Source organism: Streptomyces sp. DF42 (assembly GCF_058267695.1).
This window is the reverse complement of sequence record NZ_CM177859.1, coordinates 128,602-154,018: the sequence shown is the minus strand read 5'-3', so window position 1 is coordinate 154,018 and position 25,417 is coordinate 128,602. Positions and strand designations below refer to the sequence as shown.

Annotated in this window: 24 protein-coding genes and 2 pseudogenes; 16 read left to right on the top strand and 10 right to left on the bottom strand. The window is 70.1% G+C overall.

Translation table 11 applies throughout. The annotated features are described in order from the left end of the window. Positions 1–20 precede the first annotated feature (20 nt). Positions 21–2,465 carry an aminopeptidase N gene (gene pepN / locus ACYUED_RS00775; protein WP_491290391.1) on the bottom strand — a complete coding sequence of 815 codons (2,445 nt, stop codon included), beginning with the start codon at positions 2,463–2,465 and terminating at the stop codon, positions 21–23. A 274-nt stretch (positions 2,466–2,739) separates the two neighbouring features. On the opposite strand from pepN, the gene ACYUED_RS00770 reads away from it, so the two are divergent. The 4 genes and pseudogenes from ACYUED_RS00770 to ACYUED_RS00755 all read left to right on the top strand — a co-directional run. Further along, the gene (locus tag ACYUED_RS00770) at positions 2,740–3,288 is read left to right on the top strand and encodes a hypothetical protein (protein ID WP_491294762.1); all 549 of its coding nucleotides are present in this window, start codon (positions 2,740–2,742) and stop codon (positions 3,286–3,288) included. Between the two features lie 180 nt (positions 3,289–3,468). After that, positions 3,469–4,848, top strand: a complete 1,380-nt coding sequence (locus tag ACYUED_RS00765; RefSeq protein ID WP_491294760.1) for a diacylglycerol/lipid kinase family protein — start codon at positions 3,469–3,471, stop codon at positions 4,846–4,848. Further along, a complete protein-coding gene (locus ACYUED_RS00760; protein WP_491290390.1) occupies positions 4,841–5,494 on the top strand; it encodes a phosphatase PAP2 family protein in 654 nt (217 codons plus the stop codon). Before ACYUED_RS00765 ends, ACYUED_RS00760 begins: the two co-directional genes overlap by 8 nt. A gap of 211 nt (positions 5,495–5,705) precedes the next feature. Further along, positions 5,706–6,016, top strand: a pseudogene (locus tag ACYUED_RS00755) (transcriptional regulator); the annotation flags it as partial. 109 nt (positions 6,017–6,125) lie between these two features. Here the strand turns inward: ACYUED_RS00755 and ACYUED_RS00750 are convergent. The 4 genes and pseudogenes from ACYUED_RS00750 to ACYUED_RS00735 form a co-directional block, all read right to left on the bottom strand. Next, entirely contained in the window at positions 6,126–6,743 is a 618-nt protein-coding gene (locus ACYUED_RS00750; RefSeq protein WP_491290389.1) for a hypothetical protein, read from the bottom strand. Positions 6,744–7,106: 363 nt separating this feature from the next. Continuing rightward, positions 7,107–7,319, bottom strand: a pseudogene (locus tag ACYUED_RS00745) (alpha/beta hydrolase); the annotation flags it as partial. A gap of 94 nt (positions 7,320–7,413) precedes the next feature. Then, positions 7,414–8,301 carry an oxygenase MpaB family protein gene (locus ACYUED_RS00740; protein ID WP_491290388.1) on the bottom strand — a complete coding sequence of 296 codons (888 nt, stop codon included), beginning with the start codon at positions 8,299–8,301 and terminating at the stop codon, positions 7,414–7,416. Between the two features lie 167 nt (positions 8,302–8,468). Then, positions 8,469–8,639, bottom strand: coding sequence for a hydrophobic protein (locus tag ACYUED_RS00735; RefSeq protein ID WP_491290387.1), 171 nt, complete (start codon positions 8,637–8,639; stop codon positions 8,469–8,471). 296 nt (positions 8,640–8,935) lie between these two features. On the opposite strand from ACYUED_RS00735, the gene ACYUED_RS00730 reads away from it, so the two are divergent. Continuing rightward, entirely contained in the window at positions 8,936–9,907 is a 972-nt protein-coding gene (locus ACYUED_RS00730; RefSeq protein ID WP_491290386.1) for an asparaginase, read from the top strand. A gap of 160 nt (positions 9,908–10,067) precedes the next feature. On the opposite strand, the gene ACYUED_RS00725 is transcribed toward ACYUED_RS00730, so the two are convergent. The 3 genes from ACYUED_RS00725 to ACYUED_RS00715 form a co-directional block, all read right to left on the bottom strand. Next, on the bottom strand, positions 10,068–11,024 hold the full coding sequence (locus ACYUED_RS00725; RefSeq protein ID WP_491290385.1) for a phytoene/squalene synthase family protein: 957 nt from the start codon (positions 11,022–11,024) through the stop codon (positions 10,068–10,070). 85 nt (positions 11,025–11,109) lie between these two features. Then, positions 11,110–11,346 carry a hypothetical protein gene (locus ACYUED_RS00720; RefSeq protein WP_491290384.1) on the bottom strand — a complete coding sequence of 79 codons (237 nt, stop codon included), beginning with the start codon at positions 11,344–11,346 and terminating at the stop codon, positions 11,110–11,112. A 363-nt stretch (positions 11,347–11,709) separates the two neighbouring features. After that, positions 11,710–12,048, bottom strand: a complete 339-nt coding sequence (locus tag ACYUED_RS00715) for a hypothetical protein (protein ID WP_491290383.1) — start codon at positions 12,046–12,048, stop codon at positions 11,710–11,712. Here ACYUED_RS00715 and ACYUED_RS00710 point away from each other — a divergent pair. From ACYUED_RS00710 to ACYUED_RS00680, 7 genes are all read left to right on the top strand, one after another. Next, a complete protein-coding gene (locus tag ACYUED_RS00710; protein WP_491294758.1) occupies positions 12,032–12,250 on the top strand; it encodes a winged helix-turn-helix domain-containing protein in 219 nt (72 codons plus the stop codon). The two genes, ACYUED_RS00715 and ACYUED_RS00710, sit on opposite strands and share 17 nt — an antisense overlap. A gap of 232 nt (positions 12,251–12,482) precedes the next feature. After that, positions 12,483–13,538, top strand: coding sequence for an NAD(+)/NADH kinase (locus tag ACYUED_RS00705; protein ID WP_491290382.1), 1,056 nt, complete (start codon positions 12,483–12,485; stop codon positions 13,536–13,538). A gap of 295 nt (positions 13,539–13,833) precedes the next feature. Then, complete coding sequence (locus ACYUED_RS00700; RefSeq protein ID WP_491290381.1) at positions 13,834–15,348, top strand: MFS transporter; 1,515 nt, start codon at positions 13,834–13,836, stop codon at positions 15,346–15,348. A 279-nt stretch (positions 15,349–15,627) separates the two neighbouring features. Then, the gene (locus tag ACYUED_RS00695) at positions 15,628–16,473 is read left to right on the top strand and encodes a prephenate dehydratase (RefSeq protein WP_491290380.1); all 846 of its coding nucleotides are present in this window, start codon (positions 15,628–15,630) and stop codon (positions 16,471–16,473) included. A 188-nt stretch (positions 16,474–16,661) separates the two neighbouring features. Further along, positions 16,662–17,441: an oxidoreductase gene (locus tag ACYUED_RS00690; protein WP_491290379.1), complete on the top strand. Its 780-nt coding sequence runs from the start codon at positions 16,662–16,664 to the stop codon at positions 17,439–17,441. A gap of 291 nt (positions 17,442–17,732) precedes the next feature. Then, entirely contained in the window at positions 17,733–18,410 is a 678-nt protein-coding gene (locus ACYUED_RS00685) for a DUF4232 domain-containing protein (RefSeq protein WP_491290378.1), read from the top strand. Positions 18,411–18,558: 148 nt separating this feature from the next. Further along, on the top strand, positions 18,559–18,729 hold the full coding sequence (locus tag ACYUED_RS00680; RefSeq protein ID WP_491290377.1) for a hypothetical protein: 171 nt from the start codon (positions 18,559–18,561) through the stop codon (positions 18,727–18,729). 45 nt (positions 18,730–18,774) lie between these two features. Here the strand turns inward: ACYUED_RS00680 and ACYUED_RS00675 are convergent, their stop codons facing one another. Both ACYUED_RS00675 and ACYUED_RS00670 read right to left on the bottom strand, forming a co-directional pair. Next, entirely contained in the window at positions 18,775–19,857 is a 1,083-nt protein-coding gene (locus ACYUED_RS00675; RefSeq protein ID WP_491290376.1) for a sensor histidine kinase, read from the bottom strand. A gap of 10 nt (positions 19,858–19,867) precedes the next feature. Beyond that, positions 19,868–20,572, bottom strand: coding sequence for a response regulator transcription factor (locus ACYUED_RS00670; RefSeq protein ID WP_491290375.1), 705 nt, complete (start codon positions 20,570–20,572; stop codon positions 19,868–19,870). A gap of 87 nt (positions 20,573–20,659) precedes the next feature. Here ACYUED_RS00670 and ACYUED_RS00665 point away from each other — a divergent pair, with 87 nt between their 5' ends. From ACYUED_RS00665 to ACYUED_RS00650, 4 genes are all read left to right on the top strand, one after another. After that, positions 20,660–21,313, top strand: a complete 654-nt coding sequence (locus tag ACYUED_RS00665) for a M15 family metallopeptidase (RefSeq protein WP_491290374.1) — start codon at positions 20,660–20,662, stop codon at positions 21,311–21,313. Between the two features lie 23 nt (positions 21,314–21,336). Beyond that, a complete protein-coding gene (locus ACYUED_RS00660; protein WP_491290373.1) occupies positions 21,337–22,416 on the top strand; it encodes an endonuclease/exonuclease/phosphatase family protein in 1,080 nt (359 codons plus the stop codon). A 200-nt stretch (positions 22,417–22,616) separates the two neighbouring features. Continuing rightward, on the top strand, positions 22,617–22,928 hold the full coding sequence (locus tag ACYUED_RS00655) for a hypothetical protein (protein WP_491290372.1): 312 nt from the start codon (positions 22,617–22,619) through the stop codon (positions 22,926–22,928). Between the two features lie 146 nt (positions 22,929–23,074). After that, positions 23,075–25,372, top strand: a complete 2,298-nt coding sequence (locus ACYUED_RS00650; protein ID WP_491290371.1) for an ATP-binding protein — start codon at positions 23,075–23,077, stop codon at positions 25,370–25,372. Positions 25,373–25,417: the final 45 nt, after the last annotated feature.

The following is a 25,417-nucleotide window of genomic DNA, read 5'->3' as shown; positions in this document are numbered from 1 at the left end:
CGGGTACGACCCGCGTCGGTTCAGCTCCCGCCGTTGCGGGCGTGGAGCATGCGGCGGACCGAGTCCGAGCGTTCGAGGAGTGTGTTGCGGACCACCGGGGCCGCCTTGTCGGCCGTGAGCCGGGCGGTTTCGATGTAGGCAGGATCGATGGCGTACGGCGGGAAGAGATGGTTCGTGAAGACCATCGCCGGGATCATGCCGCCCTGGTGCAGGTGGGGGACCACGTCCAGGTAGTGCTGGGCGTAGGGGGCCAGGAGGACGTCCTGCGCGGGGCGCCAGAAGGCCTCCGCCACCTGGCCGACCGCGTGGAGCGGAACAGCGCGGTCGACAGCGAACCGCTGCCAGACCTCCGCCTTCGTGGCGGCATCGGGCAGAGCGGCTCGTACGGTGAGAGCGCGGACCCAGGCGTCCGGATCCGGGTCGCGTTCCAGCAGCAGGGCGGCCTCGGACGAGACGTCCCCTCCCAGTTCCGCCTCGCGGACCAGCGCACGCCAGTGCAGGTCCACGTCGTCGCCCGCCCGTTCACGCAGCCAGGCCAGGTCGTCCGCGGTCGTCGCGGTACGGGCCAGACCACGCAGCGCGACCTGACGGCGGCCGGGTTCCGACGCGAGGTCCCGACAGACTCGGGCCACCGCCGCTGTCAGGTCGCCGCGCTCGCCCGGCGCAGCCCACAGCTCGGCGACGGTCGCGGCGAGGGTCAGACACGGCTCGATCACGGCGTCGGACGTCTCGACCGCAAGGACCGCGGTGATGCACTGCCCGGCCTCCGCAGCCGTGGCCTCACCAGTCGTCAGCATGTCCCACACGGTGGCAACGGCCACGCCCCGGGAGATGGCCGTGGGCAGGCGCGGAGCCGCACGGAAGAAGGTGTCCCTCGCCGTGGGATCCGGGCGGGTCGTGGCGAAGGTGAGGTCGTCGTCGTTGATGAGCAGGAGGTCGGCCGCGGGCGGAAGTCCGGGAACGACGGTACGTGGCTGCGTCACCTCGACCCGCACCAGCTCCGTACGCTTCAGCGCCCCGCCCTCTTCGCCGTCCTTGCTGTACGCGCCCACCGCCAGCACCTGCGGGCGGGGGGCGCCGGCGGTGACCAGGGTGACGGTATCGCCGGCACGCTCCAGCGAGAATCGGTCGGTGCCGGCCGTTGCGAGCCAGGCCGTGCGCCAGGCGTCCAGGTCACGCCCGCAGGCCTCGGCCAGTGCGTCGATGAGGTCCTGCAGCGTGGTGTTGCCCCAGGCATGGCGGGCGAAGTAGCCGGCCATGCCCGCCCTGAAGTGCTCCTCACCGACGTAGGTCATGAGCTGCTGGAGGACGGAGGCGCCCTTGGGATAGGTGATGTTGTCGAAGATCGACGCGGCTTGGGCGACATCGTGGATGGGCTGGTGGATGGGGTGGGAGACCGGGCCCTGGTCGGCCACGTACGCCTTCAGTTTGTCGCCCACCAGGTGGCCGGCCCAGGCGTCGGTGTACCGCGTGGCGCGCTCCGCGGCCCAGTGGCAGGCGAACTCGGCGAACGCCTCGTTCAGCCACAGGTCGTCCCACCAGCGCATGGTGACGATGTTGCCGAACCACATGTGCGCCATCTCGTGCAGCAGCACCTTGGCGAACAACTCCCGCTCGGCGGGCGTCGGATCCGCCCGTCGCAGGAACCCGTCCGACCAGGACACACAGCCGTAGTTCTCCATCGCCCCGCCGAACTCGGGCATGAACACCTGGTCGTACTTGCGCTGCGGGAACGGCATCGCGAAGACCTCGCCGAAGAAGGCGAGACCCTGCCGGGTGAGGGTGAAGATCTCGTCGGCGTCGCGTTCGAGGACCTCGGCGAGGGAGCGACGGGCGAACAGCCCCAGGTCGTGGCCGTCGATCTCGTGGCGGATCTCGTGGAGTGGGCCCGCGTTGATGACGGTGTTGTACACGGACAGGGGAGGCGTGTCCGGGAAGACCCAGCGGCGGGCCTGCGCCAGTTCCTCGACCTTCGCCCCGCCCGAGTTGCTGGTGACGGTCCATGCGGCCGGGGCCGTGACGGTGAAGGCGTGCGGGGCCTTGAGGTCGGGCTGGTCGAAGCACGCCCACACGAACCGGGCCTCGTCCGGCTCGAAGCTCATCCACACGTACACCTCGCCGTCCGCGGGGTCGGTCGCCTTGTGCACGCCCTCACCCGTGGCCGTGTCGGCCTGGACGCTCTCCACGCGCAGCACATTATGCTCGGCCAGGCCGGACAGCGGGATACGGCCGTCATCGGTGGCAGCGACCGCGATGCCGTTCAGCGTGGCGGTGCGCACCTGCGCCGCGCAGTCCACGAAGGTCTGCGCGCCCGGCTCGCGGCAGGTGAAGGTCACAGTGGAGACGCAGCGGACCTCGGGCCCGTCCGGCAGGGCCGTGAGGTCGATGTCCACCTCGTACCGTTCGACGGTCAACAGCGCAGCCCGGCGCTCGGCTTCGATACGGGTCAGGCTCCGGATCCCCATGCATCCTCCCTCGGCAGACAGCGGACGCCAGCGTATGACGGGGTGCCGCGTCGAACGCAGTGGTTTTCGATCCCGAACGGGGGCGCCGGGCCTGGGAGTTGGCGCGAAGTCGGGCATACGCACACGTGGCGGGGCCCTGTTGGTCCGGCCCTGACGGCGCGCCCGCCTCCCACCGGACGCCTATGCTGCGGCGAGGCAACGGGAGGCAGGCATGCGTAAACCTGGTGCCCGGGCTCTGACTTGGGCTTGGGCGGGAATGCTGGCGTTTGTGACCATGGTGGCGTGCGGTCACCAGGACTCGGCGGCCCGAGCCCCCTCCGGAGGGGCCTCCCCGGGCTCCTCGGACTCCCCGAACTCCGGGGTGTACGCCTTCCCACTGCAGCAGAGCGACCTTCCCTGGAGCGGCAGTCCGAGCCCGTACAACGCCCAGGTCGAACTCGATGACGGCCGCCGGGTGGCCATGCACTACCGCCGGGGCAAGGGGCTCGTCGAGCAGCACTACAGTCCCCGGGCGAAGGCCTGGACGAAACCGACGGTCATCCGCCGCACCAGGACCGACGCGTGCCAGGGCATCGAACTGCGGACCAGCGCAGGAACCGTCGCGGCGATCGCGGACTTCGGCGCCTACTGCTACGACGGCGAGCCCCCGACCGAGTCCATCGCGGCCGTCGGCACCGGCAGCCTGACCACGTGGGACGTCAACATCAAGAAGGACTTCGACGGCTGGGAGCGGGTCTCCGTCTCCGACGACGGAAGTCGGGTCGTCTTCGCGCGGGACGCCACCCTCCACTGGAACCGGACCCGCGGGTTCGGGACGGAGTAGCCGGCTGCCGGTTTCATGACCTCAACGGCAGACTGGAACGGGCGATGCCGGGGAGACCCGCACAGACCTCCCGGCAAGGACGCTGCGGCGAGGATCCGGACATGACGGGCACTGCTCCGGGCATATGGATCACGCAGTGCGATGATGACTGTGCGATCCAGTGGTGACCGGGAAGTGACATTGAACGCGACCGGAACGACGAGTGAGACGGAGCCCGACGGCTCCGGCCGAGGTGTGGCTGCGGCGCGAGCGCTCGCGCGACTCGCCCTGCTCTGTGTTGCCGGAGCAGTCGCGGCGGTGGTGGCGGGCGCCGGCCAGTGGCTGATCCTTCTGCTCGGTCTCGCCGGACTCGCCGTGGCCGGCGCGGGCATCTGGTGGGCGCTGGCGCATCGCGGAACCGCCCGGCTCCTCGGCGCACTGCTCGCGATCGCCGCACCCGTCGGTGTCCTGGTGCTGTACGCGGCGTCGGGTCTGTGGGTGGTGGCCGTGACAGCGCTCGCGGCATGGACGACCGCGCTGGCCTGCGCCAGGAGTGCACTGCGCAGACTGCGTACGCCGCAGCACATGCGCTCCCACTCCGCCCGGCCGCCCCGCCACGCCGTACTGATCATGAATCCGCGATCGGGGGGCGGAAAGGTCGGCCGGTACGGGCTGGTGGAGCGGGCCGAGGAACTGGGCGCCCGGGTGATCCTGCTCGATCTGGACGCCCATCCCGACCCGGTGGCGCTGGCCCGGCAGGCCGTGGCCGAGGGCGCGGACCTGCTCGGTGTCGCCGGTGGCGACGGCACCCAGGCCCTGGTGGCGAAAGTGGCCGCCGAGCACGGACTGCCGTTCATGGTCGTGGCCGCCGGAACACGCAACCACTTCGCCATGGACCTCGGCCTCGACCGTGACGACCCGGCGAGCAGTCTCGACGCCCTCACGGACGGAGTGGAACTCCGCGTCGACCTGGGCGACGTGGGAGGCCTGCCCTTCGTCAACACGGCTTCGTTCGGGGCGTACGCGGAGATTGTGCAGAGCCCCGAATACCGCGACGCCAAAGCGGCAACGGCACTCGATCAGCTGCCGGGCCTGCTGGCGGGCGAGGCGGGCGCCCCCCTGAACGCACAGGCAGACGAGGAGCGTCTGGAGGCCCCGCAGACCCTGCTGGTGAGCAACAACCCCTACGCACGGGCCGATCCGCTGGGTGGCGGACGCAGGTCACGGCTCGACACGGGCACGCTCGGCGTGATCGCGGTCCGGGTCGTCGGCGCGGCACAGGCAGCCGAACTGGCACTGCTCGGGGAACGGGCGAGCGGCATCACCTCACTGACGTCCCGTCGCGTGGTGGTCGAGTCCGACGAGCAGCTCATTCCGGTGGCCGTCGACGGTGAGGCGCTCACCCTGCCCTCGCCCGTCGTCTGCACCGTGCGGCCGGGCGCCCTGCGGATGCGGGTCCCCAGACATCGTCCCGGCGCCCCGTACGTCGCACCGTCCGTCGACTGGCGGCGCATCGTCCGGCTCGCGTTCGCCCGCACCCCCGACCCACGCGAGAAGATCAGGGAGCAGAGCGATGACTGACCGCCCGCCACGGGAACAGCGGGAACTGCGGGGGCAGCAGGAACCGCGGGGACAGCGGCTTCCGCGGGGCCTGTTGCGTGATCTCGCCGCCCTCGACCAGGCGCTCTACGAGTCCGTGACGGTCACCAGCACACCCGCGCTGGATTCCGCCCTGCGTCGGCTGTCCGCGGCGGCGGACCACTCCAAGATCTCGTTCGCGGTCGCCGGAGCCCTCGCAGTGTGCCCCGGCCGATCACGCCGCGCCGCCGCTCTCGGCCTCGCGGCGATCGGCGTCGCCTCGGCGACGGCCAACCTGCTCGGCAAGCGCCTCGTCCGACGACGACGCCCGCACCGCGCCGAGGACTCGCCGTTCCCGGGACGGCACGTGCCCATGCCGAAATCCGCCTCGTTCCCCTCGGGCCACACGGCTTCGGCAGTCGCCTTCGCCGCGGCCGTGGGCCCCGCGTTCCCGGCCGCCACCGTGCCGCTCGGCCTGCTGGCCTGCGCCGTGGGCTACTCCCGCGTCCACACCGGGGTGCACTATCCGGGCGACGTGATCGCCGGCGCCGTACTCGGAACCGGCGCTGCGGCCGCGGTCCTCGCGGCAGCCCGCTGGGACGGCCTGAGCGGTACGGCATCTCGCATCTGCGGGCTGCCGGGTCGATGACGATGCGGTGACGACGTCCACGCAGGGCCGCCAGGCCCCGCCTCCCCGCGCTCAGCCACGGAGGCTGAGCCCGCAGCGTCGGCTCGCGCCGATGTGCGACCACCCGGTGCCCAGCCCTGGGCAGGCAGCACTCCCACGATGGCGTGTGATGCCCCTCGCCACGGGATGCGGTGACCATGGGGCCGAGCACGCCGACGCCACAGCCGGCGCCGTCGAGACCGCCTACCGGGCGGTGCGTCGGCACAACGTCGCCCGCCATCTGCTCACCCGCCTCAACCGTGAGGGCCGGGGGGACCCAGGGTCGAGTTCCACCCGCTCGACCAGTCCCAGGTCGACCGTCCCCGCCGGCGCGCAGTGGAGTACCGCACGCTCGACGTGCGCCACTGGGACCGCATCGTGCAGGCCTGGGCCGACGAGGACGAGCAGGCCCTGGACGATGCCTGGGTGAACGACGTCGCTGTCGACCTCGGCTCGCAGTGGGGCCAGTACGAGTACGTCACGAACATCGGTTTCGCCGCATAGGCCGCATAGGCCGCACAGGGAGTCGCGGGATCACCCCCACGGAACCGTGCGGGTGGCCGAACTGCCGACCTGCCGCGGTTGGGGGACCGCAGCCGTCGACGAAGGGTGATCAGGCGGACTGCTCGGGACTCTGCTCGTCCTGTGCGGCCGACTCGGCGTCGTCCGGGGTCGTGTAGAAGACGGACCTGCCCTGTTTGGTGCGCTGGGCATGGTTCTTGGCCACCAGGCCTTCGAGTGTGGTGCGCACGACGGTGGCCTTGATGGCGCGCTCGGGGTGCTGCTGTGCGAGCGCGGTGGTGATCTCGGCGGCGGAACGTGGCTCGGTCTGGCTCGCCAGGTGTTCGCCGACCAGCTCGACGAGCGTGGGGGCAGACCGTGCGGCCGTAGTCCTGGCGGCGCTCTTCTCCGCAGTTCGCTTCTTGGCGGGTGCCGTGGGCCTCTTGGCCTTGGTCTGCTTGCCCTCGCCCGTTGCGCGCGCAGCCTTCTTGCGGGGGGCGGGCACCGTTGCGACGGCTTCGGTGGCGGCGGGCGCCGCCGGGATGCCCAGAGCCTGCTGGATGTTCAGCAGAATGCTGTGATCGTGCTGAAGGGAGGCCAACTGCGCCTGCAGCGCCTGGATTTCAGCGTCAAGGCGTTCCTGCTCCTTGAGGTTGCGTTCAAGGTCGCCGGTGACCTGCGCACTGTACTGCGAAGTCAATCCGGTGATCCCGGTAGCGTTTTCGGACACGATGCTCACACCTCTTTCTGAATGCCGTGCTCGGTCGACAACGAGCCCACGGCGTATGCGAAATCTAACGTGTGTGTGCTGTTCCGCATGCTGCCGTGCGAGATGCAGACCTTGCTGCCACACATCCATGTCGTAGTGATGCTACGGAACACATGTCTGCGGGCCCGGAGCAATCCGTATGTCGGGGCTTCTGGGAAGTATGTGAACAGGCGACGAGGACTGGATTCGAACCTGAGTCTCCCCGGGACAAAAGCCGACCAGCTCTCCCTCGGGACGGCGACGGCATCGTCGCCCGGGGCCAGTACGTCGACGCGCGAGCAAGTGATGACCCACTCGTTCCAACCGCGGTCCCGTCCGCACAGCCTCTCCCCGTGCCCGCAGGGTGAGTCCCGCCCGGTGGTCTTCCGGCATCGCCCGCGCCACGCCGGGATTTCGCGTGGCCGCGCGCCACTCGGCGTAGTTCTCCTGCCCCATGCTCTGCGGATCGCCGTGGTACCAGCTGTCCGGGTCGGCGTTGATGACTCGTTCGGGTATCTCCGGCTGGGCGAAGAAGAACCAGTGCCGCCACTGCGCGGCGGGCCCTTGCAGCCGTAGCGGACGAACACCGGTGCCTCACCGACGTCGCTCTGCCTGGCCGCGAAGTTTCGAACAAGGGCGGGACCTCCTGCACTCACCTCGTGGTGGACATGGTTGCGGGCCGTGACGGCGCCATCACCCAGCGCACCGCGGACGTGACGGCGAGTCCCAGCGGCCTGACGCACCACTCGTCGACGACCGTCAGCCTGGGCAGGCCGAGTTCCCGGGCGGCCCAAGTGGGCAGAAGGGAGACGGCGTTGGCGGCCAGGACCCCGTAGGGAAGCCGAGCGGCCAGCGGGACGGGCGGATTCAGAAGCAGAAAGCGAGCGGCCTCCCGCGCCTGTGCGGTGGCCCGAAGCTCCGGGCGGTAGGCGGCGAGCAGCCGGGCGAGTTCCGCGCGGTCGCGCGGCGGATCGAGCACGCCCAACTCGCGGGCGATACGGGCGGTGTCGGCGATGTATCCGTCGCAACCTTCCTCGGACAGAGGATTCGTTCCGTAGAGCTGGTGCGCCCGGAGGAAGCTGTCGATCTCGGCGGCGTGCACCCAGCCGAGCAGATGCGGATCGGCGGCGTGGTACTCGTCGCCGTCGACGGTGAGCCCGCGAATGCGTTCGTGCACCGACCGGACCTGCTCACACGCCTGCTCCGCGTGCGCGGCGGTGCCGAAGGTGGTCGTGGCAAGGAACGTGCTCGTGCGGTGCAGCCGGCCCCAAGGATCTCCGCGGTAGCCGGAGTGCGCCGCAACGGCAGCCATGGCCTGCGGGTGCAGGGACTGCAGCAGCAACGCGGACAGTCCACCGATGAACATCGAGGCGTCCGCGTGTACCCGCCGGATGGGGCGCTCGGGCCCGAACCAACGCGGACCAGGGGTGCCATGGATACGGGCGCGATTGCGCCGTCCGTCCGGGCCGGCGACGCGGGCGAAAAGGCCACGGCTCAATTGCTCTCGCAGTCCGGACCCGCCGGATGGAATGAGTCTCACCACCGTGCGGCCCTCCTCCCGGTCGACTGCGGCGCGGCACGACACCGGCCGTAGAACTCCAGTGTCCCGTGGCGGTCGGAACAGGTGAACGGGCCAGGAGGCTTGGTGGTGGACGAGCGGGCCCCGCCGGCTCTGCGCCCGCGGGGCCCGCTCTCCTGTCGCCGCACCTACCAGCGATACCAGCGGCCCTTACGACCGCCGTGCCCCGCGGGCCGGACCAGGAATCCCAGCAGCCACAGCACCGAAACGATGACCGCGATCCACCAGAGCGCCTTGAGCGCGAAACCGGCACCGAAAAGAACCAGGGCGAGCAACAGAACCAGAAGCAAGGGAATCATTCTTTATGCACCTCCGCCGCTTCAAGTTCCCCGGGGAAAGCGCCTCACGCACCGAATTCCCCTTTGTTTGTCTCGGCCGCGACCGGGAATTCGGATTTGTTTCCGCGTGCCCGGCCGGACCGGGTCGGCCGGTTCGGGGCGATCGGTCCGGTGCAGTCGGCTCGGGCCCGCCCTCCACTTCCCAGGGGCAGGACTTCGCGGCCCTGGCCGCAGGGCGTCGGGTGCGTGTGCCGGTCGACGGGTGAACCGGTGGGTGGCAGGCTGCCGTGATCGGTGCGCCGGGACATGGAGTGCGAATGGCGAAGATCGTGACCGTATTCACGCTGGGCGGGACGATCTCCGCCGCTCAGGGAGGCGCCGGTCGGCTGACCGGTGCCCAGGTGCTGGCGGACCTGACCGTCGCCGCTGACGTCGACGTACGTCTGCGGGACTTCCGGCGGCTCCCCAGCTCGGCACTGACCGTGGACGACCTCGCGGAACTCGCCGAGCTGATCGACGCGGCCGGAGTCCTTGGATCAGGTGCAGTCGTCGTACAGGGCACGGACACGATCGAGGAATCCGCCTTCCTCCTCGACCTGTTGTGCACGCATCGCGAGCCCCTCGTGGTCACCGGTGCCATGCGGCGCCCCGACGCACCAGGGGCGGACGGTGCCGCGAACCTGGCCTCGGCCATCGCCGTGGCCGGCGATCCGAGGTTCCGTGACGCAGGTGCCGTCGTGGTGATGGCGGACGAGATCCACGCCGCACGATACGTCCGCAAGACACACACGACGTCGATCGCCACCTTCGCCTCGCCCGGCGCCGGTCCGCTCGGAACCGTGGTGGAGGGCCGACCCCGCATCCTGCTCCAACCCCCGGCGCCCACCGTCCCAAGCCCTCTGCGCATCAACCGGGCGGTGCGGGTCGCCCTGGTCACGCTGTCAATGGGCGATCAAGGAGAACTCCTCGACGCCGTGGACGACCGTTTCGACGGGCTTGTGGTGGCGGCCTTCGGGGCGGGACATGTGCCCGGGTGGCTCGTCCCGTCACTGGAGGACCTGGCCACGCGCATGCCGGTGGTCCTGGCCTCCCGCACCGGCGCCGGATCCATCCTGAGTACGACGTACCGAGGGCCTGGATCGGAGTTCGACCTTCTCGGTCGAGGCCTCATCTCGGCCGGTGCCCTCGACGCACCGAAGGCACGGTTGCTCCTGCATGCGCTGCTGGCCGACGGGGCGGATCGCGCACTCATCGGACTGACCTTTGCAGGTCTGACCGGGGAACGCTGAGGCCGCGGCCTTCCTGGAGCAGCCGTCTTTGTCGGGGCGTCTTCAGGGGCCCCTCCGCTCCCGGGACGCCGGACCGCTTCTTCGGTGCACCTTCCGGAGGCAGGCCTCGCGAACTGCGGAAATCGGGCAGGTGGCCGCCCACGGCAGCGTCGAGTTGCGGCTACCGCCGAACGCCGGTGCTCTCCCCGGAGTGACGCTGCCGACTGCGCGCGATGAGGTACTGGCGCCCCAGGAGCCGTACGGTCGCCGAAACGTCCGGACGCGCACCGTGCGCCAGCAGCGCGCTCCCTTTGCGCTCCACGTCCTGCAGGCGCAGGCGTTGCACCGCGACAAGGGTGTCGAGGAACGGCCGAAGCTCGGGCTCGACGAGATGCGGCAGGTCTCCGCAGGAATCCAGCGCCGTGCCGGCAAGGCGCGCCTGGGCGATGACCAGGCGGTCGACGGCCGGCAAGTGGTCGCCTGTGCCGCGCGCCAGGTCTTCGGTGCCAAGACCGAACCGGGCCAGTGCGTCACGGGGTATGCCGACACGTCCCTCAGCGGCGTCCTCGGCCAGGTCCGCCAGGAAATCGATGCGCTGCATCGCCTCGATCAAAGTCCGGCAGCCGTCCTGGAACTTCAACGCGTCCGCCTGGGACGGCGGTTCGAGCAGCGAAGCCGTGAGCATGAGGGCAGGCAACGAGTAACCGTCGACATACGCCTGGAAGTCGTTCTCCGTCTCGAAGCCGTTCCAGGCGACCTCAACCGACGCCCCGTCGAGGAAGTCCCGCACACGCGCCGCCATGAACGGATGCCGACGCGCGGTGTCCGCAAGGGCCCTCAGCATGGGCTGCTCCACGCTGCCGCGACACTCGACAGCGGCCGTGACCTTCCGATCCCAGGAGCGGAGAGCCGCCGGCCGAGCGTCGCTCTCCCCTGTGTCGATGCGGTTGTCCGTCTCGTGCATGAAGGCGACAGCCGCTACGACGGAGGGGTGGAGCCGTGCGGGGAGCAGCAGCCGAACCGCAAGGTACTCAGCCGGCGCGAACCGGCGAACCATCGTGCGTTGCGAGCTGTAGTCCCTGCGCAGAGACGGATCACTGATGCCGCACTGGTCCAGGGCGGCCGGCCACCTGCTCACGTGTCTCCTCGCTACGGGCACTGTCCGATGATCACGCAGACGTCAGCGTATCGGCACCACGTCGGCCGGAAGGCAGCCCGTGGCTTCACCGTGCGAGCTCGGCGAGAGCCTGTAGCGCTCGGCTCAGCACCAGCACACCCGTGACGATCGGCAGCGCACCCAGCATCATGGGCGCCAGCCACCAATCCGTGCGGATCTCCTCGTCGAGCAGGGCGATGCCCGGTGCCAGGCTCACCGTCGCCTCGCCGGTGGTCAGCGCGGGCTGAGATGCGGCCAGTGGGCCCACCTGGAGGGCGTTGCCCAGGAGGAGCACCGCGGTCACTCCGGCCAGGGCGAAGCCGTGGTTCTGCCAGGAGGCGAGGGAGGCCGCGAAGCCGTGGTCGGCGAACGTGCCGTCGCGGACTTCAGTGGGCGGCCGTCAGGGCGTTCCCGGCCGCGGCCGCGGCCCCGAGGAGAGCAGCCGCCGGGGACTTTCCGGGGCGGGCTGCCATACGTCAAGGACAGACGGGCGCTGGGCCGGCCGAAGCGCTCGGTCTGCAAGGCCATCGTCCTCCGTCAGGACGACACCGGGACGTCGGACAGGGCACCGATCGGGCCGTCCCACACCCCGCCGGGAATGGCGGTGCGGGCCGGACCGGTGGCCCACGCCGGCCCGCACCTCTGCTGTGTCTGATGTGTCAGTGGCTCAGCACTCGCCGCGCCAGACGACACGGGTGATGGTGAGTCCCGTCTCGGCGTCGGCCTTGTAGCGGCCGGGGCCGGGGTTGTAGTGGAAGCAGTCGGTCGACGGCTGCCCGCCGAGGTACGACGTCACGTCGACGTGGTCGGCGCCCGGAAAGGCGACACCGTTGTTGAAGATGGAGCCGACGCCCAGATTGCCGGACCAGTTGCCGGCGACCTTCAGGACGAGCCGGCCGCACTGGTGGTCGCCACAGCCGGCCGGCGGCGAGACCCGTACGACGCTCGAACAACTTCTCGGCCACGGGCGGGCCGCCGTACTCCGCGCCCTGGAGGACGGGTGCACCACCAGCGAGGCGGCCCGACGGGCCGGCGTGACCGCCGCGACAGCCAGTGAACACGTCAGGATCCTTCGGGAGGGGGAGCTGGCCGCTTCGGTCCGTGATCGGAACACCGTGCTGCACGTTCTCACTCCGCTGGGACTCACCCTGCTGAGGGCCAACCGGTCGGGGCAGCCCATCGCGTCGACCGACAGGATGAGGATGTGACACACACCGGAGGCTGACCGCCGCTGCGGGCGCCCACGGAGGACATGGCGACCGAGGCAGCCGGCGTTGCCGGTCGAGCGGCGAGTCGGGAGTCCAAGCTCCCACTGAGCGGGCCGGCGGCGGATCGCGGGGTGTGGAGCCGCTCCCGTGCCATCGGCCTTGTGGCAGGGCCCCGCGGAAGCTGTGACGATGACATACAGGCCGCAGGCCCGACGGCACCGTGGGAGATGACATGCCGATCAGCCGGTTGGGACTCGTCGTGCACGGAGGTCGTCCCGAGGCCGTCTCGGGAGCACAGACCGTGCGTGAGTGGTGCGCGCGGTACGGCATCGGCTGCGCGGACATCGACGTGTGGCAGGGCCAGGGAAGCCGGCGCAGCGGGCGAGACGAGGTGCGGGCCGCGGGCAGCCCCGACCTCATCGTGACCCTCGGCGGAGACGGCACCTTCCTTCGCGGCGCCCGCATCGCCGCGAAGGAGAACAGCAAGGTCCTCGGCGTCGACCTCGGCAAGGTCGGATTTCTGACGGAGACCGCGGTCACCGACGTCGAGCGGGCACTGGAGGCCGTGCACGCAGGGCAGTCCGAGTGCGAGGAACGCATGACCCTCACCGTGCGGGCGTCGAGACTGCTGGAGATGCCCACGGACCTGGAGCAGTTCCTCTGCTACGGCCGCGGGCCCGCCCTTCCGCCGCCACCACCGCAGTCGCACCCCGCGCTGGAGGAAGGCCGGGGCATCGCGCTGGACGTCACCGCCCTCAACGACGTCGTGGTGGAGAAACTGGCACGGGACCGCCAGGTCGGTCTGGGCGTCTACATCGCAGGCCGGCTGCTGGCTTCGTACTCGGCGGACGGCGTCATCATCGCGACCCCGACGGGTTCGACCGCCTACAGCTTCGCCGCCGGCGGACCGGTGCTGTCGCCCCGGATGCGAGCGGTGATCTTCACCCCCGTCGCCCCGCACATGACGTTCAACCGCACCGTGGTCGCGAGCGCCGACGAACCGGTCGTCCTTCGTGTGCTGCCCCACTCCGGGCGGGCCGCGATGAGTGTGGACGGGCAGCCGCGAGGCATCCTCGACCCCGGCGACTGGATCGGGGTGACGGCGGCGCCCGAGCCCTTGCGTCTGGTCAGGCTCAATCCCGCCAACTTCTACGGGCGCCTGCGGGAGCGCATGCGGTTGACCGACGCCCCCGCCACAGCCGCGGACGGTGAGGCGGCGCCGCAGTTCATGCCCAGCCGACCTGTTCGGGACGGCGGGCGCCCTCTCGACGCCCCACCGCTGCCCTGACGAGCCGGACTGCTCGGCCGGACCGGGCGACCTGCCGACAACCGATCCGCTCGAACCGGCCCCGCTGGTAAGCCACTTGTGCGAGAAGTGCGGCCTCCCGTACATGCCGGGCGCCGTCGATGATCCGTCGTCGGCGTGATCGCCGTGGCGTGCATGCGGGAGACGGCACGCCGGCCGCCGGCCTGCTCGCCGCCCTCCGTGGCCACCCCCGAGGAGGCCGCCCGCATGGTGGAGAGCCAGGCGCCGAGGTTCTGACGCGCACGCGTGGTGTGCCCTCCGCCGGGTGGGAACCCTGATGCAATCAGGTCCACGCACAGACGAAGGAGGAGCGGTGCCGACGCAGGCTGACGCCGACGGACCCGACCCACGGCGCTGGAAGGCGCTGTGGGTCACGCTGGTGGCCGGGTTCATGAGCCTGCTGGACGTGACGATCGTGGCGGTCGCGCTCCCGTCCATGCAGCGGGACCTGCACGCGTCGGCACCCGCCATCCAGTGGGTGGTCTCCGGCTACGCCCTCACCTTCGCCCTGGTCCTGGTGACCGCCGGCCGCGTCGGGGACGCGATCGGCAGGCGTCGCATCTTCCTGCTGGCCCTGGCGGCCTTCGTCCTGTGCAGCGCGGCGGCGGGCGCGGCACCCGGCATCACGTTCCTGATCGCCGCCCGCCTCGCCCAGGGCGTCGCAGCGGGCTGCCTCGCCCCGCAGAACTCCGCCCTCATCCAGCAGATGTTCCGCGGAGCCGAACGCGGGCGCGCCTTCGGTCTGTTCGGCGCCGTCGTGGGCGTTTCGAGCGCCGTGGGCCCCATCGTGGGCGGCCTCATCCTCGCACTCGCCGACGGTCCCCAGGGCTGGCGCTGGATCTTCTACGTCAACGTCCCGGTCGGCGCCGTCGCCCTGCTGCTGGGCATGCGGCTGCTGCCCAGGACTGCCCCAGGCCGCCGGGAACCACTCGACCTGGGCGGCGTCGCCCTCCTCGGGTGCGGAGTCCTGGCGCTGATGCTGCCGCTGGTCCTGGCCGAGGCGGGCGGCGTACGACGACTGTGGTGGCTCTTCCTGGTGGGTTCGGCCTTGCTGGCCGGCTTCGTGCGGTGGGAGCGGCGCGTCGCCGCCGGCCACGGCCAACCGCTGCTGGACCCCCGGCTGGTGACGACCACACGGGGCTATGCCGTCGGCGCGGCCATCGCCACGCTGTACTTCGTCGGCTTCAGCGGCGTGTGGCTGGTCTTCGCCCTCTACTTCCAGAACGGCCTGGACTACTCGCCCCTGCGCTCGGGACTCGCGGTGACGCCGTTCGCGATCGGATCGGCCTGCGCGGCGGCACTGGCAGGCCGCCTCGTGGACCGATGGGGCCGACTGCTGACCGTGTGCGGCCTGGTCGGCGTGACGCTGGGCCTGGGCGGCACCGCGCTGATCCTCCTCCTGGCACCCGCCCACGTGGCCGCCTGGCTCACCGTGCCCGTCCTGCTCGCCGGCGGCCTGGGCAGCGGCTGCGTCATCTCCCCGAACATCACCATGACCCTGCGTGACGTGCCGGTGCGCATGGCGGGCGCGGCCGGCGGCGCCCTGCAGACCGGGCAGCGGCTCGGCGGCTCGGTGGGCACGGCCGCGCTGCCCGGCCTCTTCTACGTCGTGCTGGGCGCCGGCGGCCACGACTACCGCACCGCCGTGGCGACGGCCGTCGGCGTCGGCATCCTCCCCGTCGTGTGCTCGCTCACCCTCGCAGTCCACGACTGGCGCCACGATCGCCGCGCCGACGGGCACCCGGGGCCACCGGACGTCTCGCACAGCCGCTCGCACGCGGGGCAGGGCTGAAGCCCGTATCGGCTGCGGGCGCCGTGTGCCGTGCGGCTGCCGGCGACGGCGAACATGGTGCGGCGAATGCCCAGGGCGTCCGCCGGCGACCGGCACATGTCGTCGCCGGCCGGGATCGCGGCTGACCGCACGTATCCAGGCCCGGCGCCGCCTCAGCCACCGGCGTGGCTCCGGTGAGACGTCTCTGTTCGTGGACGGTCCCACAGCCCTCGCGTGCGCGATCTACAGTGGATCCTCCGCCGGCGGAGAGGCCGGCTGCACAGGAAACGGTGTTGATCGGTGGTTACCGTCGCGTATCAGGGTGAGTTCGGCTCCAATTCGGCGGCGGCCACGCTGAGCTTGTTTCCCGACGGCACGCAGATGCCCTGCACGAGTTTCGAGCAGGCACTGGATGCGGTGACTCTCGGCAGCGCCGATCTGGCGGTGATCCCGGTGGACAACTCCGCCGCCGGCCGGGTGGCGGACGTGCACCACCTGCTGCCGGAGTCGGGTCTGTTCGTCATCGGCGAGTACTTCCTGGCCATCCACTTCGACCTGATGGGCGTACCGGGGACATCGTTGGCCGACGTCGAGTGCGTGCGCAGCCACGTGCATGCGTTGGGACAGTGCCGGAAGGTGCTGCGGGAGGGCGGCTGGCGCACGCTGGTTTCCGACGACACCGCGGGCGCCGCCCGCGAGGTGGCGGAGCTGGGCGACGTGCGGCACGCGGCACTCGCCCCGCCTGCCGCGGCCCGGCACCATGGCCTGACGGTGCTGCGCGAGGGCGTCGAGGACGATCCGGACAACACCACGCGGTTCGTGGTCCTGTCCCGCGAGGCGGCCTTCGCGCCGGTCACTGACGAGCCGACGATGACGAGCCTCTTCTTCGCCGTGCGCAACATTCCCAGCGCGCTCTACAAGGCCCTGGGCGGTTTCGCCAGCAGCGCGGTGAACCTCACGAAGATCGAGAGCTATCAGATGGCGGCCGGGTTCAACCCCAGTTGCTTCTACGTGGAGATCGAGGGTCACCCCGAACAGCCCCATGTCGCGCTGGCCCTGCAGGAGTTGCGCTTCTTCTCCAGCGAGGGCCGGATTCTGGGCGTGTATCCGGCACACCCTCACCGCGTACGGGAACGCATCGGCTGAGCGCGCCCCGCGGCTTGGGGCACGTCACTGCGCCTGCGCCGACTGCGAGTGACCATGCTCAGGCTGGCCTGCGTCCGCCGCAGGTGACGCGTTCGCGCTGCGGCGCCCTTGCCGGCCTGGCACCGTGGGTGCCGGGCCGTGCCGTTTCCCGGTCGTGCCCCGCCATCCCCGTCCGAGGAGCCGATGTCATGGGCAACGAACTGCAGGGCAGGACCGCCGTCGTCACCGGTGCGAGCAAGGGCATCGGGCTGGCGGTGACCGAGGCGCTGGCCGAGGCGGGAGCGGCCGTGGTCGCTGGGTCCCGCACCGCCTCGAAAGACCTGGACGCACTGGTCGAGCAGGGTTCGGTGACCTGGGTGCCCGTCGATCTGAGCGAGTCGGCCGCGGCCGAGCGGCTGATCGAGGCCGCCCAGGGACAGGTGGACATCCTCGTCAACAACGTCGGTACGGCGCCGCCCCGCATCGGCGGCTTCCTCACGGTGACCGACGAGGAGTGGCGACGCACGCTCGACTTGAACCTCCTCGCGGCCGTACGGGTCACGCGAGCGGCCCTGCCGGCGATGCTCGCGGCGGGCCGGGGCTCGGTCGTCACCATCGCCTCGGTCAACGCCACCCTGCCCGACCCGCTGGTGATCGACTACAGCGCGGGCAAGGCCGCCCTCGTCGTGTTCTCCAAGGCCCTGTCCAAGGAGTTCGGTCCCAAGGGCATCCGCCTCAACACCGTGAGCCCGGGGCCGGTGGAGACCGACCTGTGGCTCGGCGGGGGCGGCGTGGCCCACACCGTGTCGGCCGCGGTGGGAGGCACTCCCGAGGACATCGTGGCCGAGGCGAAGTCAGCCATGGTCACCGGTCGCTTCACCAAGCCCAGGGAAGTGGCCGAGCTGGCCGTGTTCCTGGCCGGGGACCGCTCGGCCAACATCACCGGCAGCGACTTCGTGATCGACGGCGGCATGATCCCCACCTGGTAGTCACTCGGCGAGATGTCGTGCCGCTCACAGGTTGGAGTTGTCCTTGAAGACGGTGCCGTAGGTGACAAGTGATGCTCCGTCAATTCCCGCACCCCAGCGGCATGGTCGGAGTCCCTCCCGCATCCCGCATCCCGTGTCACCTTCGTGATCATGTCATCGTTCTGCGACGGCGCTGTACTGGAACGAAGGCGCCGGGATCCCTTCGAGTCGCAACCCCCTCATAGTGATCAAGGAAGCACGAGAAGACCGAACCCGCTTCGGCCTCAACTACGCCACCATCAGGGGGATTTCATGTCCGGCCACCTTCGCAAGGCCATCCTCGTCTCCGCAGCCCTCGTGGGCGGCGCCATGCTGATGACCGCCTGCCAGGGCACGGACACGGCCACGGACACCGGCGCCACGCGGAGTCCCTCAGCCGTCGCTGGGACCGGTAACGCGGCCACCCCGTCCGGCACGTCGAGCACGGGGAGCGGCCAGAGCGCCGACAAGGGTTCCGGCACCACGGGCAAGGGAAGCAAGGACGGAGCCGGCTCGGGCGCCGACACCGGCAACGGCGAGCGGCAGCCGGTCGGGCAGAGCTGCGGCGCCAACGACATCTCCTGGAGCACCAAGCCCGAGACCCAGGCCGGCGGATACATCCTGATCATCGCGAAGGCGAAGTCGGGGATCACCTGCTACCTGCCCGCCGCGCTGCCGACCGTGGCGTTCGGATCCGACGGCACCCAGGCAGGTCCCGCGGAGCAGAGCGCCGCCAAGCAGATCAAGCTGGGCGGGAGCACCACCGCCTACGCCGGAGTGAACCCGAAGACCACCAACGGAGACGGCGGCAAGGAGCTGGACAGCATCATCGTCGGCGTCGGTGACAACGACCCCAACCCGGTCTCCCTGCCGGTCGGCGCCATCACCGTCGAGCACCCGATCGTCACGAACTGGCACACCGCCCCGGCGGACGCCGTTCCCTTCGGCTGAACAGAACCGTTGGACGTTCAGTGAACACGATGGCGCCGCCACGAGACCCGCACTCGTCGTCCCGGCTCAGCAGCCCGTGTGTTCCGTCCGGTTGGGGGCATTCGGAGGGCACACGGTATGCGCGCGACTCACCGAACGGACGGACATCATGCTGGCGATCTTCTCGGCGGTCCTGTTCTTCATCGCCTTCCTGATCAATGCTGCGGACATCTCCACCAACGACACCTTCACCTCGACGAATGTGATGCTTCTCGGCCTTGCCGCGTTGGCCCTGCATCTGGCGGGTATCGGCAGTGGATGGTCCTGGCGCAGACGCTGAAGACCGCGCGCCTGCTGTACCGGCGGCGAATCGACTCCTGATTCCTCACCCTTCTGTGTGCGGGGCTGTCGCGGGTAGTTCCACAGTGATGCGGAGGCCGCCGGTGGAGCGGGGGGCGAGGGTGAGTGTTCCGTCGTGTGCGTGGGTGATGGTCTTCACGATGGCCAGGCCGAGGCCGACGCCTGCGTGGTCGGTGTGTGTGCGCTCGGTGCCGCGCTGGAATGGTTCGGTGAGTGTCGAGACCAGCTCCGGGGTGAGTTTCTCGCCGGTGTTTTCGACAGTGAGCACCACGGTCTTGGGGCGAACGCTGGTATTGACCCAGACGGTGCCCTGTCGCGGCAGGTTGTGGATGATCGCGTTGTGCACGAGGTTCGTGGTCAGCTGCAGCAGGAGCGCTTGCGAGCCGAGCGCGGGGGCGATGTCGCCGGAGGTCTCGATGGTGACGCCGTGCTTTTCCGCGAGGGGGAGCAGCGTTTCGGTGGCTTCTTCCGCCATGAGAGACAGGTCGACTTGTTCTCGGGTGAAGGATCGCTGCTCAGCGCGACTGACGAGGAGCAGTGCCTCCGTAAGGCCGATGGCCCGTGTGTTGACGGAGCGGAGGCGGTCGATGAGTTCGTCGGTATCGCGGTTCGGATCGGTGCGGGCCACATCGAGAAGTGCCTTCGAGATCGCCAGCGGGGTGCGCAATTCGTGAGAGGCGTTGGCGGCGAATCTCTGCTGTTCGGCGACGTGTGCTTCGAGACGTGCGAGCATCGCGTCGAAGGCGTCGGCGAGTTCACGGAACTCGTCTCTGTGGCCCGGCAGCCGGATTCGGTGGGAGAGCGATCCGTTCGTGGCCATGCGTGTGGCGTCCGTGATGCGAGTCAGGGGTGCGAGCATCCGGCCGGCGAGCAACCACCCTCCCCCGAGACCGAATACCAGCAAGAACGCCAGCACGACGGCCGCGGTCGGAGCGAAGGCGCGCAGCACGGCGAGGCGGTAGCTGGGCACCATGACGAGCCCGACATGCGGCACACGGGTCAGGAACACCCACCCGGCCGCGAGCAGCACAACGCCCGCAAGCATGAGGAATCCGGCATAGCTGAGGGTGAGTTTGAGGCGAACGCTCAACCCGGGCGCCCTATCCACGGTCTCCTCCCTATCCACCCTGTCCACGGTCTCCGCCCTCACGTCCGGTGCCGGGCGCGGTGTCGATGCGGTAACCGACGCCCGGCACGGTGGCGATGATCCATGGTGCGCCGAGTCGCTTGCGCAGTGCCGAGACGGTGATGCGTACGGCGTTGGTGAGCGGGTCGGCGTTCTCGTCCCACGCGCCTTCCAGGAGTTCCTCCGCGCTGATGACACCGCCCTCGGCAGCGACGAGGACCTCGAGCACTGCGAACTGCTTCCTGGTCAGCGCGACGTAGCGGCCGTCCCTGTAGACCTCTCTGCGGAACGGGTCAAGGCGCAGACCTGCGATCTCTCGTACGGGAGGCCTGTTGTGGGCGCGTCTGCGGTCGAGTGCTCTCAGCCGGAGCGCGAGTTCCTGGAGTTCGAAGGGTTTCGTGAGGTAGTCGTCGGCTCCGAGTTCGAACCCGGAGGCCTTGTCGTCGAGACGGTCGGCCGCGGTGAGCATGAGGATCGGCATGCCGCTGCCTGAGTCGACGATGCGTTTGGCGACCTCGTCACCGGACGGTCCGGGGATGTCGCGGTCGAGTACGGCGATGTCGTACGTGTGGATGCTCAGCATTTCCAGAGCGGTGTGGCCGTCGCCTGCGATGTCCGCCGCGATCGCTTCCAGGCGTAGGCCGTCGCGGATGGCCTCTGCCATATAAAGTTCGTCCTCGACGATCAACACACGCATGCTCTCGATGCTACGAGCTGCCCCATATCGTCGGCGTATCGAAAACCACATACGGGCCGGCAACACGACGCTGCCTTGACTGGCAGCATGACTCCGATCCCACCGTCAGCACGAACAACGACGCGCCGGTTTCACCGGTCCCTTGTCGTCGGCCTGTCAGTGGTCATAGCAGCGATCACCGCAGCCCTCGGCCACCAGTTATGGAAGTCCCCGCCCCCTTCTTCCGCCTCGTCGTCCGCTGCCGCACCATCCTTGAATGCTCTTCCCAGTGAGCACTCCGGCGCCCTTGGCGAGGCTGACGGCGTCGTCCCCGACGGCGTGACGGTCTTCGATGACGGGATTCCGGCTGTGGCCAAGCTCGATCCCGATCTGCTCAAGGCCCTCCGCCAGGCTGCGACGAATGCCGCGGACGACGGAACGAAGTTCTACGTCAACAGCGGCTGGCGTTCCCCGGATTACCAGAACCAGCTTCTTCGCGAGGCGGTCTCCGAGTACGGGTCCGAAGACGAGGCCGCCCGATGGGTGGCCACCGCGGCGACGTCCCCCCATGTGTCGGGGGACGCGGTCGATCTCGGACGCTCCGATGCGACGGCGTGGCTGTCGAAGCACGGCGCCGAGTACGGGCTGTGCCAGATCTACCGGAACGAACCCTGGCACTACGAACTGCGCACCGATGCGATCGGTCGTGGTTGCCCGCGCATGTACGCCAACCCCACCCAGGACCCGAGGATGCAGCAGTGACCGGCAGTGAGCGAGGAGAGACGATGGCCCGGCTGGACACGGCGGAGACCGGACAGGGCGGCGCAGGCCGCCGGGACACCGGCGCCGGGGCCTGGCGCGCGGGTATCCGCCGGGCGATCCGTACCGGCTCCCGGCCGCAGCCCTGGAAGCGCGGCCCGGTGCTCGCGGCGCTGGCGCTGCTGCTCGGCCTGTTCATGCTGCTGCACGCGGAGATCCCGAACAGGATCGGGAACCTCGGCAGCCTGGTGGAGACCTTCCTACCGTGGTTCGGCGCGTTCATCCCGATGCTGCTGGCCGGGGCGCTGTGGCGCCGCTCAGCCTCCGCGGTGGCCGCGCTGCTGCTGCCGGTCACGGTGTGGCTGAACCTCTTCGGCGGGCTGCTCGGCGACAAGTCCCACCCGGGCAGTGACCTCACCGTGGTCAGCCACAACGTCGACGCCGACAACCCCGACCCGGCCGGCACCGCCCGTGAGCTTGCCGCTTCCGAGGCGGACGTGTTGGCACTGGAGGAGATCACCTCGCAGGCCCGGGGCACGTACGAGAAGGTGCTGGCGAAGGCATACCCGTACCACACGGTGCAGGGCACGGTCGGGCTGTGGAGCAAGCTGCCGCTGTCGCACACCCGGCCGGTCGACCTCGACGCGGACTACGGGCCGCTTGCGGACACCAAGCCGGTCGAGGTGAGGAGGGAGGACGACCGCGCGCTGCGCACGACGGTGGCCACGGAGCAGGGGCCGCTGGCGGTGTATGTGGCGCACCTCGGGTCTGTACGGGTGAATCCCAGCGCGGGCTTCTGGACGGGCTCGCGGGACAGAGGAGCGCAGGCGCTCGGCAAGGCCGTCGCCGCCGAGCGGAACGAGCGAGTGGTGCTGCTCGGCGACCTCAACGGCACCATGGACGACCGCGCGTTCGCCGGCATCACCTCGCAGCTGCGCTCGGCCCAGAACGCGGCCGGGGACGGCTTCGGGTTCAGCTGGCCGGCGAAGTTCCCGGTGGCCCGGATCGACCAGATCCTGGTGCGCGGTGTGAAGCCGCAGAGCTCTTGGTCGCTGCCGGCCACCGGCAGCGACCACCTGCCGGTGGCAGCCGGAATCAGCTGGTGAGCACGGCGTCATGGCCTGCCCCACCCGTGAACAACTCATGCTGTCGCTCGCCGCTCGGATCGAGCGAGCCTCAGAAGGGAAGTGGCACTGCCGGCACTGCTCACGGACGTCAGGCCCGATCGCAGAGGCATGTCAGTGACGCCTGTTATAACCGGGATGCGGGAGCTCAATTGGGGGTGTCCCGTACCAAGGAGGGGAATGTGACTGCGAACAGACGCGCAGGTTCACTGCGTTCGCTGCTGGGCGCGTTATTGAGTCTTGCCGTGGCGGCAGGTCTCAGCGTCGGCGTGGCCGGGGCGGCATCGGCGGCCACCGGCACACCAGTGGCCGTGACCAAGTACGGCTTCACCAGCCAGGCCGGTGACCACATCGGACAGGGCACCAGCGCCGCGTGCAGCATTGTGAGGGCGGTGGACCCGCACTGCACGGCACGATCCACTACTACGCCTGACGCTCCGGCGGCCCTGCCGGAGCGGGAGTTGGCCGGCGGGGCCGTACCAGGAGTCGGCTGATGCCGCCCACGGCGGCGACCGGAGGACGGCCCGCACTGTCACGCATCCGTATGCACCGGGTGCAGACCACGTCCGCGTCCGACCGCTCACGCTGACAGGGCACCAACAGGACACGTGTGGCCGATGGCCCTGGTAGGAAGGTCACTGTGGAAGATCACTTCGGTATGGCCGTCCGGCGGTTCCGGTCGCGTGCGGGGCTGACCCAGGAGGCGCTGGCCGAGCGTTCCGGCGTTTCGGTCAGCACGATCCGCGGCATGGAGACCGGTAAACGCCGCAATCCGCAGCTCGCGTCGGTGCGCCAACTGGCCGCCGCACTCGACCTGCAGCCGGCCGAACTGGACGGTCTGTTGGCCGCGGCGACGGGTTCAGTTGCGGGGACGGGGACGGGCGAGCATGTGGCGACGATCCCGGTACCGCGTCAACTGCCCGCGCCCCCGGCGCCGTTCGTGGGCCGAAACCACGAACTGGACCGCCTGGATGCTGCGTTGCGGTCCAGTTCGGGTGCGGCAAGCACCCTGGTCATCTCCACGATTGCGGGCGCCGGCGGGGTGGGCAAGTCGTGGCTTGCGTTGCATTGGGCTCACCGCAACGCCGACCGCTTCCCCGACGGGCAGCTCTTCGTCGACCTCCGGGGCTTCAGCCCCGACAGCGAGCCGATGGAACCTGCCGTGGCCGTTCGCGGATTCCTTGACGCGCTGGGTGTTGAGGCCGGCCAGATCCCGGTCGCGCCGCACGCGCAGGCGGCGTTGTTCCGCAGCCTGGTGGCGGACAAGCGGATGCTGCTGGTGCTCGACAACGCTGTCGACGCCGCCCAGGTGGCCCCCCTGCTGCCGGGCGGCGACACCTGCACGGTCGCGGTCACCAGCCGCAACCGATTGCTGGGCCTGATCACCGGCCACGGCGCCCACCACCTGTCCGTGGACACCCTCACCGACGCCGAGGCACGCAGACTCCTCGTCGCCCGACTCGGCTCCGCACGCATCGCGGCCGAACCCGCGGCGGTGGCCGACCTCGTCCGCCTGTGCGGTGGGTTCCCGCTCGCGCTGAGCATCATCGCCGGCCGCGCCCACGCCCACCTGCACCTCTCCCTGGCCGACCTCGCCGACGAACTGCGCGACGACGCACTCGACGTACTCGACGACGCCGACTCCGCAGCGAGCCTGCCCGCGGTGCTCTCGCTCTCCCGCCGTGCCTTGAGCGACGAAGAAGCCGAGGTGTTCGGACTGTTGGCGATCGCACCCGGACCCGACATCGGCCTCGCTGCCGCCGGCAGTCTCACCGGCCTCGGCCGCAGCCGGACCCGGAGCGTGCTGCGCAGGCTCGAACAGGCTTCGCTGATCGGGCAGGACGCCGCCGGCCGCTACCGCATGCACGACCTGATCCGCCGCTACGCCACCACCGCCCACGACCTGGCCGACAGCGCGCGAACGGCAGCGTTGCGGCGGGTGCTCGACTTCTACACCCACACCGCGTACGCCGCCGACCGCCTCCTCGACTCCCACCGCGACCCCATCGAGCTCGCCCCGCCGCCACCCGCCTGCCACCCCGAGGCACTGTCCGACATCCCGGCGGCGATGGACTGGTTCGACACCGAGCAGCGGAATCTGCTCGCCGCTCAGCGCACCGCCGCCGCACACGCCTTACACCGCACGGCATGGCAGCTGGCCTGGACGCTGTACAACTTCCACTACCGGCGAGGTCACCGCCACGATCAGCTCGCCGTGTGGCAGGTCGCCGTCGACTCCGCGCATCAGCTGCGCGACCCCGGTGCCCAGATCCTCACGCATCGGCTCCTGGGCCGCGCCCACGTCGTACTCGGGCACCATCAGGAGGCGATCACAGCTCTGAACGAGGCGCTCGCCCTGAGCGAGCAGCAAAACGACCGCGCCCTGCAGGCTCAGGCGCACTACACACTCGCGTCGATCTGGCCGGACGGCAGGCGGGCGCTGGAGCATGCCAGACGGGCACTCGATCTCTACCGCGGCCTCGACCAGCCGATCGCGGAAGCCAACGCGCTCAACGCCGTGGGCTGGTACGCCGCCCGCCTCGGCGACCACGACGACACAGCCCGAGAGCACTGCCAGGCCGCCCTCACCCTCTACCAGCACCACCACGATGTGAACGGCCAGGCGCAAACCCTGGACAGCCTCGGCTACATCGACCACCACAGTGGCCGCCACGACGACGCCATCGAGCACTACCGCCAGGCCATCAGCCTGTACCGCGACCTCGACAACACCTACGAAACCGCCGACACTCTCGACCGGCTCGGTCACTCCCATGCCGCACTCGGCCGCCACGACCACACCCGCGCGGCGTGGCGGGAAGCACGGGAGCTGTATCGACAGCAGGGACGGGACGAGGAAGCCGAGCAGGTGGAACGACAGCTCGACGAGCTCGACGGCCTCGGCGAACATCCCAACCCGGACGTCCGTGGGTCGTAGCGGCAGACAGCGCGAGCGCCACAGCGCCGCCCGTGACGACCCGCG